Source organism: Nocardiopsis sp. NPDC055824 (genome assembly GCF_053616335.1).
In genome coordinates this window covers 14,694-29,122 of sequence record NZ_JBSHDN010000080.1, presented here as the reverse complement: position 1 = coordinate 29,122, position 14,429 = coordinate 14,694, and the positions used below count along the sequence as shown (strand labels likewise).

Annotated in this window: 10 protein-coding genes; 8 read left to right on the top strand and 2 right to left on the bottom strand. The window is 68.9% G+C overall.

The window, feature by feature from the left end:
* Nucleotides 1-42: 42 nt before the first annotated feature.
* Nucleotides 43-1,443: an SLC13 family permease gene (locus ACWGL3_RS17495; RefSeq protein ID WP_452461547.1), complete on the bottom strand. Its 1,401-nt coding sequence runs from the start codon at nucleotides 1,441-1,443 to the stop codon at nucleotides 43-45.
* A gap of 323 nt (nucleotides 1,444-1,766) precedes the next feature.
* On the opposite strand from ACWGL3_RS17495, the gene ACWGL3_RS17490 reads away from it, so the two are divergent.
* The 3 genes from ACWGL3_RS17490 to ACWGL3_RS17480 all read left to right on the top strand — a co-directional run bounded on the left by ACWGL3_RS17490 (nucleotide 1,767) and on the right by ACWGL3_RS17480 (nucleotide 6,809).
* A complete protein-coding gene (locus ACWGL3_RS17490; protein WP_267949583.1) occupies nucleotides 1,767-2,933 on the top strand; it encodes a pyridoxal-phosphate-dependent aminotransferase family protein in 1,167 nt (388 codons plus the stop codon).
* Between the two features lie 64 nt (nucleotides 2,934-2,997).
* Complete coding sequence (locus ACWGL3_RS17485) at nucleotides 2,998-5,967, top strand: FAD-binding and (Fe-S)-binding domain-containing protein (protein WP_452461546.1); 2,970 nt, start codon at nucleotides 2,998-3,000, stop codon at nucleotides 5,965-5,967.
* Between the two features lie 59 nt (nucleotides 5,968-6,026).
* Nucleotides 6,027-6,809 (top strand): GntR family transcriptional regulator, encoded by a 783-nt coding sequence (locus ACWGL3_RS17480; protein WP_267949585.1) that lies wholly within the window; start codon nucleotides 6,027-6,029, stop codon nucleotides 6,807-6,809.
* 159 nt (nucleotides 6,810-6,968) lie between these two features.
* Here the strand turns inward: ACWGL3_RS17480 and ACWGL3_RS17475 are convergent, their stop codons facing one another.
* The gene (locus ACWGL3_RS17475; protein ID WP_267949586.1) at nucleotides 6,969-7,685 is read right to left on the bottom strand and encodes a CPBP family intramembrane glutamic endopeptidase; all 717 of its coding nucleotides are present in this window, start codon (nucleotides 7,683-7,685) and stop codon (nucleotides 6,969-6,971) included.
* A 574-nt stretch (nucleotides 7,686-8,259) separates the two neighbouring features.
* On the opposite strand from ACWGL3_RS17475, the gene ACWGL3_RS17470 reads away from it, so the two are divergent.
* The 5 genes from ACWGL3_RS17470 to ACWGL3_RS17450 all read left to right on the top strand — a co-directional run bounded on the left by ACWGL3_RS17470 (nucleotide 8,260) and on the right by ACWGL3_RS17450 (nucleotide 14,346).
* Nucleotides 8,260-8,841 carry a sugar O-acetyltransferase gene (locus tag ACWGL3_RS17470; RefSeq protein ID WP_267949587.1) on the top strand — a complete coding sequence of 194 codons (582 nt, stop codon included), beginning with the start codon at nucleotides 8,260-8,262 and terminating at the stop codon, nucleotides 8,839-8,841.
* A gap of 205 nt (nucleotides 8,842-9,046) precedes the next feature.
* Nucleotides 9,047-9,424: a VOC family protein gene (locus ACWGL3_RS17465; RefSeq protein WP_267949588.1), complete on the top strand. Its 378-nt coding sequence runs from the start codon at nucleotides 9,047-9,049 to the stop codon at nucleotides 9,422-9,424.
* 727 nt (nucleotides 9,425-10,151) lie between these two features.
* Nucleotides 10,152-10,484 carry a hypothetical protein gene (locus ACWGL3_RS17460; RefSeq protein WP_267949589.1) on the top strand — a complete coding sequence of 111 codons (333 nt, stop codon included), beginning with the start codon at nucleotides 10,152-10,154 and terminating at the stop codon, nucleotides 10,482-10,484.
* A gap of 59 nt (nucleotides 10,485-10,543) precedes the next feature.
* On the top strand, nucleotides 10,544-13,072 hold the full coding sequence (locus tag ACWGL3_RS17455; protein ID WP_267949590.1) for a TPR repeat region-containing protein: 2,529 nt from the start codon (nucleotides 10,544-10,546) through the stop codon (nucleotides 13,070-13,072).
* Nucleotides 13,073-13,293: 221 nt separating this feature from the next.
* Entirely contained in the window at nucleotides 13,294-14,346 is a 1,053-nt protein-coding gene (locus ACWGL3_RS17450; RefSeq protein WP_267949591.1) for an outer membrane protein assembly factor BamB family protein, read from the top strand.
* The last annotated feature ends 83 nt before the right edge of the window (nucleotides 14,347-14,429 follow it).

Sequence of the window (14,429 nt, the reverse complement as noted above, 5' to 3'; positions counted from 1 at the left end):
GGGCGCGGGGGCACGACGCCCCGCCGCCCCGGCGCGCGGCGGCTACAGCCAGCCGGGGAGGACGAGGATCCCCCAGGTCAGCAGCGGGGCCACCACGATCATGCTCATGCCCCACACCATGAGCCGGCGGAAGACGAGGTCGCGCTGGTCCGGCGTGGCGTTGGCCACGACGAGCGCCCCGCTGGTGGAGAAGGGCGAGGAGTCGACCACCGAGGAGGAGATCGCCAGGGCGGTGATCATCCCGATCGCGCCGACCTCCCCGACCAGCAGGAAGGGCACGGCCAGCGGGATCACCGCCCCGAGGATGCCGGTGGTGGAGGCGAACGCGGAGACCGCGCCGCCCACCACGCAGATCACCAGGGCCGCCAGGAGCGGGATGCCGATGGAGGCCACGCTGCCGCCGAGGAAGTCGATCGTCCCCATGCGCTCCATCAGGCCGACATAGGTGACGATCCCGCAGATCAGCAGCACGGTGGGCCATGCGACCTGGTCGACGACCCCCTTGGCGCCGCCGGGGGAGACGATGCTCAGCACCACGGCCACGCTGATCGCGGTGAGGCCCACGTCGAGGCCGAAGGCGAGCGCGCCCACGCCCAGGACGGCGATGCCGAGCAGGGTCAGGACGCGGTCCCCGGTGAGGACGATCAGCTCCTCCTCCACGGTCGCGGCGGCCCCGCCGCCGTCGGCCCTGGTCGCGGTGGCGGTCGGCCCGCCCGGCCGGCCGGGGGCGGCGGCCGGGGCCGTGCCGCCGCCGGCGGGACCGGGGAGCGCTTCGCGGGAGCCCCCGCCCTCCTCGGGGGCGGGCGGGGTCGGCGCGGACTCCTCGCCCTCCCGGCGGCCCAGCAGGGAGCGGCCGCCGAACAGGAAGAAGACGGCCACGCTGAGCAGCACGTTGAAGGCGAACGTCGCGGCGAAGAGCAGCAGCGGGGAGCCCTCCAGGCCGTTGCGCGCCACGACGCCGTTGGTGATGGTGCCGTAGATGCTCATGGGGGAGAAGCCACCCGCGCTGGCGCCGTTGATGATCAGCAGGCCCATGAGCACGGGGTTGATCCTGAAGCGCAGGGCGAAGCCCAGGCCGACCGGGGCGACGATCGCGACGGCGGCCGGGACCACCGCGCCCGCGGCGGTCAGCAACGCGGTGACGCCGAACATCACCCACGGGATGAGGGCGACGCGTCCGCCGACGCCGCGGACGGCGGCCTGGATCAGCCAGTCGACGGTGCCGTTGTTCCTGGCCAGGGCGAACAGGTAGGTGACGCCCACCAGGACGACGAACAGGTCGCCGGGGAACCCGCCGAACACGTCGTCGGTGCTCTCGCCCGCCACCGCGAGGGCGACGACGAAGGCGGCGAAGAGGGCGAGGGCTCCCATGTGGACGGAGGTGAGGGTCGCGATGAGGAAGACGAGGACGAGGACGACGATCGAGATGACTTCTGCGGGCACGTGGCCTCCTGTGAAGGCTCGGCGGCGGAGAGTCGGACGGGGCCCTGGGGGCGGGATGCGTCGTGGGTTCGCGGGCCTGGGTGTCGGTGGGGGCGACTGACGCACCGCTGCATTCCACTATTTCATATTGTGGAATATCGATTCTGTCTTGCAGAAGTATCTCTGGTGAATCCGCCGGCGTCAACCATTGTCTGAGATGTGAGTCACAGTAAAGTGGGGATCCGGCGGCGACAAGGGGGTTGTGGCGATCGGGCTGGGGCTTCTAGGATCCGTTTAGTGGAATCAATATTCCACTATGTGGATATCGCTTCGAGAGGATCACCATGGATGACGCCACCGGCCGCCACTTCCTCCAGATTCCCGGCCCCAGCAACGTTCCCGACGAGGTCCTGCGTGCGATGTCCGCGCCGACCGTCGACCACCGCGGCCCCGGCTTCAGTGCCCTGATGAGCGGGCTCCTGCGCGACCTGCCCCCGGTGTTCGGCACGACCGGGCCCGTGGTCGTCTACCCCTCCTCGGGGACCGGGGCCTGGGAGGCCGCCCTGGTCAACACCCTCTCCCCGGGCGACCGCGTGCTCTGCTCCGAGACCGGCCACTTCTCCACGCTGTGGAGCGAGATGGCCGACAGGCTCGGCCTGGACGCGGAGGTCCTCCCGGGCGACTGGCGGCGCGGCGCCGACCCCGACCGCCTCGCCGAGGTCCTGGCCGCCGACACCGGCCACAGGGTCAAGGCCGTGTGCGTGGTCCACAACGAGACCTCCACCGGCGTGGTCAGCCGAATCCCCGACGTGCGCCGCGCCATCGACGCCGCCGGCCACCCCGCGCTGCTCCTCGTCGACACCATCTCCTCCCTCGGCTCGGTGGACTACCGGCACGACGAGTGGGGCGTCGACGTCACCGTGTCCTGCTCGCAGAAGGGGCTCATGCTGCCGCCCGGACTCGCCTTCAACGCCATCGGCCCCAAGGCCCTGGAGGCGTCGCGCACCGCGCGCACGGCCAGGTCCTACTGGGACTGGGCGCCGATGCTGGAGGCCAACGCGCGCGGGTTCACCCCCTACACCCCGGCCACCAACCTCCTCTACGGCCTGCGCGAGGCGCTGCGCATCCTGAACGCCGAGGGGCTGCCCGCCGTCTTCGCCCGCCACGACCGCTACGGCCGGGCGGTCCGCGCCGCGGTCCGGGCCTGGGGGCTGGAGGTGCTCTGCGCGGACGAGCGCGAGTACTCGGGCGTCCTCACCGGGGTGCTCGTGCCCGAGGGGCACGACGCCGACCACGTCAGGAAGGTGATCCTGGACCGCTACGACATGTCCCTGGGCGCCGGGCTGGGCCGCCTGGCCGGGCGGGTCTTCCGCATCGGGCACCTGGGCCACACCAACGACCTCACCATCGCCGGCGCGCTCGCCGGGGTGCAGATGGGGCTGGGCCACGCCGGGATCACGGCCGCCGGCGACGGACTGGCGGCGGCGCTGAAGCTGCTGGACGAGCACTGAGACGGACCGGACGACCGACCCGAGGGGCCCCGGCCGGGGGCGGACGCGAGCGATGGAGGCGGCGATGACCAGCACGACGGAGAAGAGCGGCACGAGCGGAGCGGGCGGGGGAGGGGAGGCGCCCGCCGGGCTCGCCGCGGAGGCCGAGGAGCTGCTCCGCAGGGAGGGGGTGACGGACACCCGCTTCGACGACTACTCGCGCCACCTGTTCTCCCGGGACGCGAGCATGTACGCGATCACGCCGCTCGGCGTCGTCTTCCCGCGCGACGCCGACGAGGTCGCGGCGGTCGCCTCGGTCGCGGGCCGCCTCGGCGTGACGCTGACCCCCCGCGGCGCCGGCACCAGCCTGGCCGGGCAGACCGTGGGGGCGGGCCTGGTCGTCGACATGTCGCGGCACATGCGCGCCATCCTCTCCCTGGACCCCGAGGCCCGTACGGCCCGCGTCCAGCCCGGCGTGGTCCAGGACGAGCTCAACGCGGCGGCGGCCCCCCACGGCCTGATGTTCGGCCCCGACACCTCCACCAGCAACCGCGCCACCGTCGGCGGGATGATCGGCAACAACTCCGCGGGCAGCGGCTCCCTGCGCTACGGCATGACCATCGACCACGTGCGCGCCCTGGACGTGGTCCTGGCCGACGCCGCGCGCACCACGCTGCGCCCCTACTCGGAGGCAGAGCGCGCCGACCTCGCCGCCCGCCCCGGCCTGGAGGGCGACATCCACCGGGGCCTGGCCCGCATCCTGAGCGAGAACGCCGAGGCCGTCGCCACCGGGTACCCGGACTTCTGGCGGCGGGCGTGCGGCTACCGGCTGGACCGGCTCGCACAGGACCCAGCCTTCGACCTGGCCAAGTTCGTCGTCGGCTCCGAGGGCACCCTCGTGCTGGCCACCGGGGCCGAGGTCGACCTGGTCCCCAAACCCGCGCGGACCGTCATCGCCGTCGGTCACTTCACCGGCGTCCCGGCCGCGATCGCGGCCACCCAGGACGCCCTGGCGCACGACCCCGCCGCCGTGGAGCTGATGGACCGCACCATCCTCGACCTGTCCCGGCAGCGCATCGAGTACGCCTCCCTCGGCGACATCCTCCAGGGCGACCCCGAGGCCCTGCTGTTCGTCTCCTTCACCGGCGACGACGAGGCCGAGCTCGTCGACCGGCTGCACCGGCTCACCCGCACCTGGAAGGCCTCCGGGCACGGCTACCACACCCTGGAGGCGGTGACCCCGCAGCAGCAGGCCGCCCTGCTCAAGGTGCGCAAGTCCAGCCTCGGCCTGCTCATGGCGGCGGGCAGCGGCACCCGGCGCCCCCTCGCGTTCGTGGAGGACACCGCCGTCGACCCCGTCCACCTGGTGGAGTACACCACCCGCTTCAAGGAGATCCTCGACCGGCACGGCATGGAGGCCGGGTTCTACGGCCACTGCTCGGTGGGCTGCCTGCACATCCGCCCGTTCGTCGACCTGGCGGTGCCCGGGGAGGCCGAGCGGATGCGCGCGGTCGCCGAGGAGGTCAAGGACCTGGTCACCGAGTACGGAGGGGTGAACTCCAGCGAGCACGGCGACGGGCTGGCCCGCAGCGAGTTCAACCGCCAGATCTTCGGACCCGAGCTGTACGCGGCCATGCAGGAGGTCAAGCGGGTCTTCGACCCCGCCGGCCTGCTCAACCCCGGCAAGATCGTCGACGCGCCCCCGATGACCGACCACCTGCGCGACCCGGCCCTGCCCGAGGCCGCCCCGGTGCGGACGCGGCTCGCCTTCGAGGTCGTGGGCGGCATGCGCGGGGCCGCCGACCGGTGCATGAACATCGGCCTGTGCCGCAAGAGCACCACGGGGGCGATGTGCCCCTCCTACATCGCCACCCGCGACGAGGAGCACGCCACCCGCGGCCGGGCCAACGCCCTGGTCAAGGCGCTGTCCGAGCCCGACCCCACGGCGGCCCTGGGCGACGAGCGCCTCCACGAGGTCCTCGACCTGTGCCTCATGTGCAAGGCGTGCAAGAGCGAGTGCCCCCTGGGCGTGGACATGGCCAAGCTCAAGAGCGAGACCCAGTCGCACTACCACGACGCCCACGGCGTCCCGCTGCGCACGCGGATCTTCGGGGCGGTGCGCACCCTGTACCGGCTGGGATCGGCCACCGCGCCGCTGAGCGGGCTGCCCAACCGGTGGCCGGTGCTGCGGCGCCTGATGGAGAGGGCCACCGGGATCACCGCGCGGCGCCCCCTGCCGAGCTTCGAGCGGCAGAACCTGGTGCGCTGGTTCCGCCGCAGGGGAGCGCCCGCGGGGGAGGCGCCCCTGGGTGAGCTGACCTTCCTCGCGGACTCCTTCTCGACCTTCACCGAGCCGGGGATCGGCCGGGCCGCCATCGGCCTCCTCGAACGGGCGGGGTGGCGGGTCCGCCTGGAGAGCCGGGGGTGCTGCGGGCGGTCCAGCCTGTCCAAGGGGCTCGTCGACGACGCCAAGGCCAAGGTCGGCGGGCTGGTCGGGCTCCTCAGCGAGGGCGCCGCCGCCGGCACGCCGATCGTCGGCTGCGAGCCCTCCTGCGTGCTCACCCTCAAGGACGAGGCCGCGTCGATGCTGCCGGGCGACCCCCGCGTCGCCGACGTCGCCGGGCGGGTGCGCCAGGTCGAGGAGCTGCTGACCGAGGCCCTGGACGCGGGGCGGCTGACCCTGTCCGCGGACTCCTGGCCCGCGGGGCGGCGGATCCTCTTCCACGGCCACTGCCACCAGAAGGCCGAGGTGGGCACGGGCGCGACCATGGCGCTCCTGCGCCGCATCCCCGGGGCGGAGGTCGTCGAGCTCGACGCGGGGTGCTGCGGGATGGCCGGGTCGTTCGGGTTCGAGGCCGAGCACTACGAGATGTCCATGAAGGTCGGATCGGACCGGCTCTTCCCCGCCATCGAGGCCGAGGAGGAGGACACGGTGGTCGCCGCGACCGGGGTCTCGTGCCGCCAGCAGATCGGGCACGGGACCGAGCGCCGCGCCTGGCACCCGGTGGAGCTGGTCGCGGCCGCACTGGAGCCGGGGCGGCCCGCGCGACGGTGACAGTATGGAACGGCGGGGCCCCGGCCGGGGCCCCGCACGGCGAGGACGAGGGAGGGACCATGGACCGGTCCGAGGCGGCCGGCACCGGGGCCGGGGCGCGGGGCGACCAGCGGATCGTCAAGCCGCCGAGCATGGTGGAGCTGGCGGCGCGCTCGATCCGGCGGATGATCCTGGCCGGGGAGCTGCTGCCCGGGGAGCGGGTGGTGGAGAACCGGCTCACGCAGCAGCTCAACATCAGCAGGCCGCCCCTGCGCGAGGCGCTGCGCCGACTGGAGCACGAGGGGCTGGTGCGCCAGTCCCCGCACCGGGGGGCGGTCGTCACCCCGCTCACGCTGCACGACGTCTACGAGATCATGACCCTGCGCCACCAGCTGGAGAACATGGCCATCGACCTGGGCATCCCCGTGGTCGAGCCCGGGCGGCTGGAGCGGTGCTGGGAGGCGCTGCGCCGCATGGAGGCCGCGGCCGACGCCCGGGACGAGGCCGAGCTGTCGGAGCAGAAGTTCGAGTTCCACACCGCGGTCGTCGGCCTGTCGGGGCACCAGCGCCTGGAGGAGACCTACCGGTCGCTCCAGCTCCAGATGAAGCTGTGCATGGTGCTCAACCGTCACGCCCGGGCGCACCGCAACGAGACGGCCACCGCGAACGTGCTGCGCCACCGCCGCCTGCTGCGGGTCATCGAGGAGGGCGACCCCGAAGCCGTGCGCGCCGAGATGGCCAGGCACGGCGACCAGACCTTCCTCGACGACCTGCCCGGGGACCTGGACGCCGGCAGCGAACAGGCCGTGCGCTGGCTCCGGGGCGTGCAGGCGGAGGGCGCGGGGGCGGGCACCGCGGTCTGACCCGGGGCCCCATCCGCCCCCTTGCGTGGCGGCGGTGAAGGACGCCATGTCGTCGAACTCCAGGGCGGGGCCGGGCCGATGAGGGAGGCGGGGCCGGCCCGGCCCGGAACGGCTGGGGCGGCCGGCACGGCTCGGTCCCGGCCCCGGAGGCGGCTCCGTCTATCGGTGGCGTGTTCCCACCACGGCCACGACTACCGCGGCGATGGTGAAGGGGATGGCGAAGGACAGGATCTGGGGGCCGTTCTCGATCGCCTGCGGCATGAAGAACAACAACCCCAGGTTGATCAGCGTGTGCAGGAGGCCGGAGATCAGGAGGTTGCCGGTCCGGTCGCGTCGCAGCAGGACCGCGAGGACGACCGAGGAGGAGATGGTCATCAGGAAGAAGCCGGCGATGGCGAGCGGCTCCTGGGCGAAGATGTGGATGTGCCAGGCTCCCCAGAGGATGCCGACGACCACGGCCGCGGGGAGCACTCCGAAGCGTCCCTGCAGTTCGGGCTGGAGGTAGCAGCGCCACCCGGCCTCTTCCGCGCCGGCCCCGATGAACTGGGCGACCAGGATCAGCAGGAACGGATAGCCGAACCCCGCGGGGTCGGCGGCCGACACCTCGCCGTCGAAGAGCAGTGCGTACGCCGCGAGGGCCACGACGAGGACCACTGCGTACAGGCCCACCGCGAAGAGGGCGCGTCCCAGGGCGCCCCGGCCGAGGCTGAGCGAGAGGTGGATCGCCGTGCGCTTCTCCGGGCGGCGCAGCCGCAGCAGCAGGACCGAGAGCAGGCCCAGCGCGGGGCCGAACTGCACGATCTGGATGACCACCGATGGGACGCCCAGTGCTTCCTGGAACACGTTCAGAAGTACGGACGCGAGTGTTGTGACCACCAGGAAGAGAATGATGTTGGGCCACATGCCCGGGGTTTTCATTCGAGGACCTGTGGTGAAGCTTTCGGTGGAGGGTGGCATCGGTGTTCCTCGTGTGGGATTTCTCCGGTGGACGTGAGGTCGGAAACCGCCGGACCTCTCGCATATCAGGGCATCTGATGTCGTCCCACCGGTCGGGGTTCCCCTTGCCAGGGGGTAAAAATGTGGTTAGCGCCACTGGGAGGGGCATGGGTTTCCTGTCCTCGCGTCGGCGAACGGCGAGAAATTCACTTCCGATCCCGCCTCGAGAACGGGTTTCGCCGAGCCCGCCGGACCGGTCCTGGGGATCGACGTATCGTGCTGTCTGCCCCGGAAGAACCCGAACGCCACTACCCGGATCCCATGCGCGCAACTGGTTGCTCCGGACGCTGCGGCGCCTGGGCCGCCCTCGATCTCTTCGCTGCCCACCGGCGCCGCGCCTTCGACGTGCTGTCCGCGCCGGACGCGGCCGGTGCCGCGGGGGGCGGGCCGGGGAGGGCTGGGGCGGGGAGCCCACCGGTCCGCTCCCCGCCGCGGATTGCGCCACAATCGCCGCATGACGACCGACGACCGCTTCATGCCGATCCACGACCCGGAGCTCCTGGCCAGGGGCGAGCGCGTCCTGGGGCCCGAGTTCAGGGCGATGAGCGAGAGGGTGCTGCGGGCCACGGAGCTGACCTCCCGCCTCAACGTCCTCCCCTTCGACGACGAGGCCGGAAGGGCCGCGCTGCTCGAGCAGATCCTGGGCCGGCCCCTGCGCGCGGGGGTGACGGTCTACCCGCCCTTCTACACCGACCACGGCCTGCGCCTGGACCTGGCGGAGCGCGTCTTCGTCAACCAGGGCTGCACGTTCCTCGACTACGCCGGCATCCGGCTGGGCCGGGGGGTGATGGTGGGCCCGAAGGCCACGTTCATCACCGTGGGCCACCCGGTGGACCCCGGTGAGCGGCGCCGGTTCCTCAGCGGCGCGCCCATCGACGTGGCCGAGAACGTGTGGATCGGCGCCGGGGCCACGATCCTGCCCGGCGTCAGCATCGGACGCGACGCCGTCGTCGCGGCAGGGACGACCGTGGCCGACGACGTGCCGGCGGCGAGCCTGGTGGCCGGGCCCAAGGGCACCGTGCGCCGGCGCTGGTAGATCCGCCGCTCCGCGCCTCCGCGCACGCGGCGTCGAGACGGCGGCGATCGCCGTTGCCAGCCGGCGCGCCCCCGCCCGCGCGGCGCGCCCGGCCCGCAACCCCCTGGCCCACGCGGGCTCGGCCGGGTACCGTCGCACGGGTGTCCGGCCGTGCGGGCCCGTACGGCCGTGCGGGCAGTCCCCGAGCGGAGAGCAGGTTCCGACCATGGCATGCCGTATCACCGGCCTCGTGCTCAAGTCCCGCGACCCCGAGGCGCTGGCGCGGTTCTGGTGCGAGGTCCTGGACTTCGTCGTGCACGCCCAGGCGGACGAGGGCGTCGGGATCGGCCCGCGCGAGGGGGCCGACGGCCCGCAGGCCGAGCTGGTCTTCCTCCGCAGCGACGAGCCGAAGAACGGGAGGCTCCCGCTCCACATCGACGTCAACGCCACCGACCGCGACCAGGACGCCGAGCTCGAACGCCTCCTGGCCGCGGGCGCCGAGCGCGTCGACATCGGCCAGACCGGGGAGGAGCCCCGGTACGTGCTCGCCGATCCCGAGGGCAACGAGTTCTGCCTGCTCAGGCCCCAAGTCGACCCGGTCTGACGGTTCCCCTCGGCGACTGAGCCACCTGGAGTCGGATGATGCGCCCTTCGGCTACCCGAAGCTCTTCCACAGCTGACAGAACTGGCCCTCGGCCCATCAGCGGGCTGATACCCGTCGAGTTCGAGTGGGGACGACTGAGCACCGTGGTCAGAGATTTCGCAAACACAGTTCTACCGAACTCGGTAGATATCAGAGCCTCCGTCTCACCCGGCACGAGAAGACACTGTTGCTGTCGGCAGTGACTGGGCAACGGCTTGCTCGGGGGCGAAGCAGGGCTGAACCTGTCTCGGGATAGCGGAGTGCGCAGTCGTACCCCTCGGAGCCGGACGTTCGAGTCGGGCGAATGGTCGGACCCGGTGTCCGGCACGCACATGAGGACTCAGCGCAGGTGATGCTGTGTTCCTGGGTGCGGGAGAACGCCCGCGTTGCCAGGACCTCCCGGTCTCCGCGTAGGCGTGAAGCTGGTCCATGGCACCTCCTGTGGCGCTCTGTGTGCCAGGCATATGCTGTGCGGACCGTTGGGTCAACCCCTCTCGCGCGTGCCCGGGAAGGGCTCTGGTGTGTCCGGATGTGGCCTCCTCGTATGGGCCTTCCATGGCCTGGGACGGCTCAACCTTTGAGTGCGAATGGCTATAGTGTCGCTTACTTCCCGTAGTTGTGGCATTGCTGTTGTGTGTCGCACAGCACCCCTTTAGTGGCCATCCCCGACCCGAGAGAGACTTTCGACATGTCGAGTGAGACCGGTGGAAATCCGATCGAGGGCTACGAGGGCGCTCAGTTGGCTGAAGCCCTGGCGGAGTCGATGGCGGGACTGGCTGACATGTTCGACCTGATCATGGAGGACGCGGAGACTGTCGCCCAGCGGGATGAGGTCTCCTCGGCTCTGCGGGCGTACAAGGATGAATACGGCCCGACCATCGTCGAGGTACAGGAGCACGGCCTGCAGCTCGCCGAGAACATTCAGGCGGGCGCCACCGAGATCTCGCGCAACGATCAGGAGTCCGCCGGAGACTACAAGACACCCTGGGATCTCGGCGTGGACCTCCAAGTCAACTTCTGACCCCCAGCCCTGCTCAGACTTCCCCTGTCCACCACTGTTCCCCGACGGCAGAGCACACCTTGGCAAACTTCGACATCTCCTTCCTGGCTCGAACTACGTCTGCGAGCGCTACGGCTATCCGGGCCCGTGCCGAAGACCTGGATACTCTCCAGGCCCGGCTCCTGGGCAGAGCTGACGACCTCGACGCCGACTTCAACGACACGGCCACCCAGTTCACTGATCTCCTGGCCTGGAAGATTCGGGACCAGTCCGCCGAAGAACTGCAGCTCTGGCGGAACGCCGGAACCTCGATCGTCTACGCGTCCTCCATGATCGAGATGTGGGCGCAGCACGTGGAGAGTTTCAAGGAGGAGCGCTCCGCGCAGATGACCGAGTGGTGGGAATTCCTCAGGTCGAAGCGGGGCGAGATCCCTGACAAATACCAGGGGCAGACCATCACCGCGGCATATCCTGAGAGGGAGGGGATTGGTCTGCTCGGTGACGCCAACAAGTGTCGTTCCATCTACGAGGAGGTCGCGTCGAAGGCGGAGGATCTGGAGGGGCGCGAACGCACGAATTACCAAAAGTTCGAGGACCACGCCGACGAGATCGCCGAAAAACTGCGCCAGGGGCCCACGAAGGAGAACGTCCAAGCGCTCATCGACGCCGGGGTCAACTCTTGGGCCTTTTACAACATCGACCCGAACCACTACACCATGCTGGTCGATGGCCGCGAATTGACTGAAGAGAACGCCGAGGAGTGGGCCGAGGAACTGGGGACCTACTGGTCCGGTGACAAGCCGTTGGATGACCGCTATCACGAGCTCATGCTCATGATGGGCATGATCACCGCCAACGCGACACAGGCGCAACAGGGCGGCACAGGATACCGCGAAGAGGAGATGGACTTCCTCCGTGCCTTCTACGAGAGGTTGGAAGAGGAGAACCCCAACGGCAACGGTGTGCTCGGTCTCCCCGCGGAGATGGAGGGGGATCATCTGACGGCCGAGGAGCGCGAGCACGCACTGGGAGTGCTCGGAGATGGAATCCTCGCTCTGTCCGACAACCGCCTCGGCGGAGGTTACTACGACCTGCCGGCGAGCGTGCGCGAAGCCGCTGAGGGCCCAGCTCTTCAGTCCCCGAACTCCACGGATCTCTACATGATCCACGAGTGGGCGGATGACGCGGGTGCGCTGGCCGACCTTCTTCGTCACACGAACCCCGACCTGGAGGGAGGCTATGGATTCTCGAGTACTCTGACGATCTCCATGGGTCTCTACGCAGGCGGATCAGAAGGAAACTTCGACGTCTGGCTGAGTCAGGAGGACGCGGGAACCCTCCTCGACAATTCCACACGAAACAACGACGCGAATCACGCCATCCTCACTGGCGACTTCGTCCATCCGAACTTCAAGGATGAGAACGGGGATTTCATACCGAACCCCCCGCATGAAACCGCAGAGGAGATGCTCGATCATGCCTTGACTTCCCTGTTTACCTTTGATTGGGATGACGGCGGCGAGTCGGTGCGCGGTCTGACCGACTGGATCGCAGAGGACGCAGCCGCTCCTGAGGATCGTATACCCCCGGACGAGAGTTCCGAGGTTCGTTCGGAGCTCACGCCCGAGGAGCAGAGATCCGCCGAAGCTCTCGCAGCACTGGTGGAAAGGATGGAAGACGAGGAGTTCAGAGAATCCATGTTCTCCACGGGTCACGAGGTCACAGGAGACGACGACGTCACATGGCGCAACGTCGCCGCCGGTCACCTCAATCCTGAAGTCGCTGATTCCTGGTCCGATATCTTCGTCTCCTACATGGACGTTTTCGCCAACACGGAGGGCCTCGGTGAAACGAACGACGAAACTGATTACGGAACGCGCTGGGACGACGAACAGAACCGCTTGTACCTGAGTCCGGACGGGCGCCGACACTTCGTAGAGCTCATCATGGGTGATGCTGAAGCTGCACAGAGCACCTACAGCGAGGTTGTTCTCCATGGGGCGGAGACCATGGGAGGCTTCTCCCTGGGCGATGGAAACAGAGACCATAGTGGGGCCAACTCCTATGGTTCTCTGCTCGGTTTGGTCGACGTTGCGTTGGAGAACGAGAGTGCGCGGCGGGCGATAGATAATACTGAAGCAGTCAACCATGCGAACAAAATACGCAATGGGGTAGTAGACACCATCGGTGGTTTGGCTGGTGACAGGAATGCCTCCGGTATCGTTGTCGAAGTGGCGAAGTTCCTGGCCAAGGAAGCTCTTGAGATATCAGACAATCCGCCTTCGGGAAACACGATCGAGACCGCGGGTGACTGGATGCCTGCGGAGGACATGCAACAGCTCGCCATCAGCGCACTGGCGGCCAACGATCCCGAAGTCATGGACGCCTTGGCGGGTCTCCACCCCGGTGTGGTCATGGGCGATGGCGAGGACCGCTACATTCCCCTCGATCCCTATGAGTGGGAAATCAACGAGGAGAGCCTCGACTCCGTACGGGCCAACTTGTACGACTATGTCGACGAGCGGCCATGGGTGGATGGTGAAGGCAGTACGAAGAGCGCGGTCGACAACTTCTTGGGGACTCTGGGTATGGCCTGGGGGAAGTGGTGAGGAGTAGATTCGGTATGGGTGCGACGGGACGATCCCACCTGCTGTCGGCGACCTGCGTCGCATTGCTGCTGCCCTTGGCTGGTTGTGGCCTGTCCTCCGGTGATACTCAGTCCATCAACGATGATCCCCGGGGTCTCGCCTACCCGGAGCGTGTTGAACGAGTTGGTTGGGAATGGGAGATACCAGAAGGAACTCGCCTCGTCGATACAGTTCCAGTTCCCGTGGGTATCGTGGTTCTCCTGGACGACGGCTTCGTCGCTCTGGCGGGAGACACCGGTGAGGAGTTGTGGCAGTACCGGGTGGGAGACAATGCCCGCGCGGCGTATGCCTCACATGCAGGTGACTATCTGGCTGTCGAGACAGAGGGCTCCGAGACCGGCCCTAGCTTGGTCGAATTGGATCCATCCACGGGAGAAGTCCTCCAGGAAATCGCGATCGAGGAGAGCTCCAGTGGTGACAGCGGAATCGATGCAGGAGCCTTCAGCCGGAACGTGGCCCACGGCGTGAGGATCGCCCGAGACCCCTTCGACGATCCCGCCCTGCGAGCGGTTGCGCTCGACACCGGGGAGAACCTGTGGGTCCAGCAAGAGCCGCCCGAGTGCACGACCATCGAGGCTACGAATAGTGACACCACCGTGGGTATGGTCATGGGCGACATCGTTCTGGAGGGTTACTCCTGCGCAGGGGGCGATGACGGAGCCGGCCTGCTCGGCCGCGACCTGACCTCGGGTGAGGAGCTGTGGCGGTTCGAAGAGGGCTTCGGAAGCTCCGATCCCGAATTGAACGCCCCCGAACGCCGTTACGATCCCCTCACTGATCAATACCTGGCGGTCAGGACTCAGAGCGGTGCTACTCGCGTGTTCGACGTTGCAACCGGGGAGGTCTTCGGAGAGTGGGACGGCGCGGTCATCGGAGTCCTTGAGGACGAGTCGGTCGTGATCCAATTCGGAGAGGACTCCGAGTATCAGAGGACAGACCGGTCGGGGACGGTCCTGGAAGCGCTCTCCATGCCTCACGGAACAAGCCGGACAGAGTATCCGGTGGCACTGGAAGGCGGTGTCGTCGGCCATGGCTCCGACACTCGTGATTCGGAAGCTCGGGTGTGGTTCCACGCGTGGGGAAACGATGCTGAGCCTACGAACATCGACGTCAGCGATGCTGGACTGGAAGACGACGAGGCAGTTTTGTCCGCCACCGCCGCCCCCGGCGCAGTGGTCCTCAGTTACTCGGAGGACGGTACAGAAGGACGCGAGGTCCTTCTGGGACTGATCTGATTCAGGAGCGGAACCGAGTTTCGAGCGAGCCACCGGACCGTCAGGCGTGAGTGGTTCAGAAGGCCATGAAGCTTACCGGCATG

What these genes read in the sequence shown, in the direction of transcription:
- ACWGL3_RS17490 (WP_267949583.1), top strand. Translation starts at nt 1,767, where the DNA reads ATGGATGACGCCACCGGCCGCCACTTCCTCCAGATTCCCGGCCCCAGC.
- ACWGL3_RS17485 (WP_452461546.1), top strand. Translation starts at nt 2,998, where the DNA reads ATGACCAGCACGACGGAGAAGAGCGGCACGAGCGGAGCGGGCGGGGGA.
- ACWGL3_RS17480 (WP_267949585.1), top strand. Translation starts at nt 6,027, where the DNA reads ATGGACCGGTCCGAGGCGGCCGGCACCGGGGCCGGGGCGCGGGGCGAC.
- ACWGL3_RS17470 (WP_267949587.1), top strand. Translation starts at nt 8,260, where the DNA reads ATGACGACCGACGACCGCTTCATGCCGATCCACGACCCGGAGCTCCTG.
- ACWGL3_RS17465 (WP_267949588.1), top strand. Translation starts at nt 9,047, where the DNA reads ATGGCATGCCGTATCACCGGCCTCGTGCTCAAGTCCCGCGACCCCGAG.
- ACWGL3_RS17460 (WP_267949589.1), top strand. Translation starts at nt 10,152, where the DNA reads ATGTCGAGTGAGACCGGTGGAAATCCGATCGAGGGCTACGAGGGCGCT.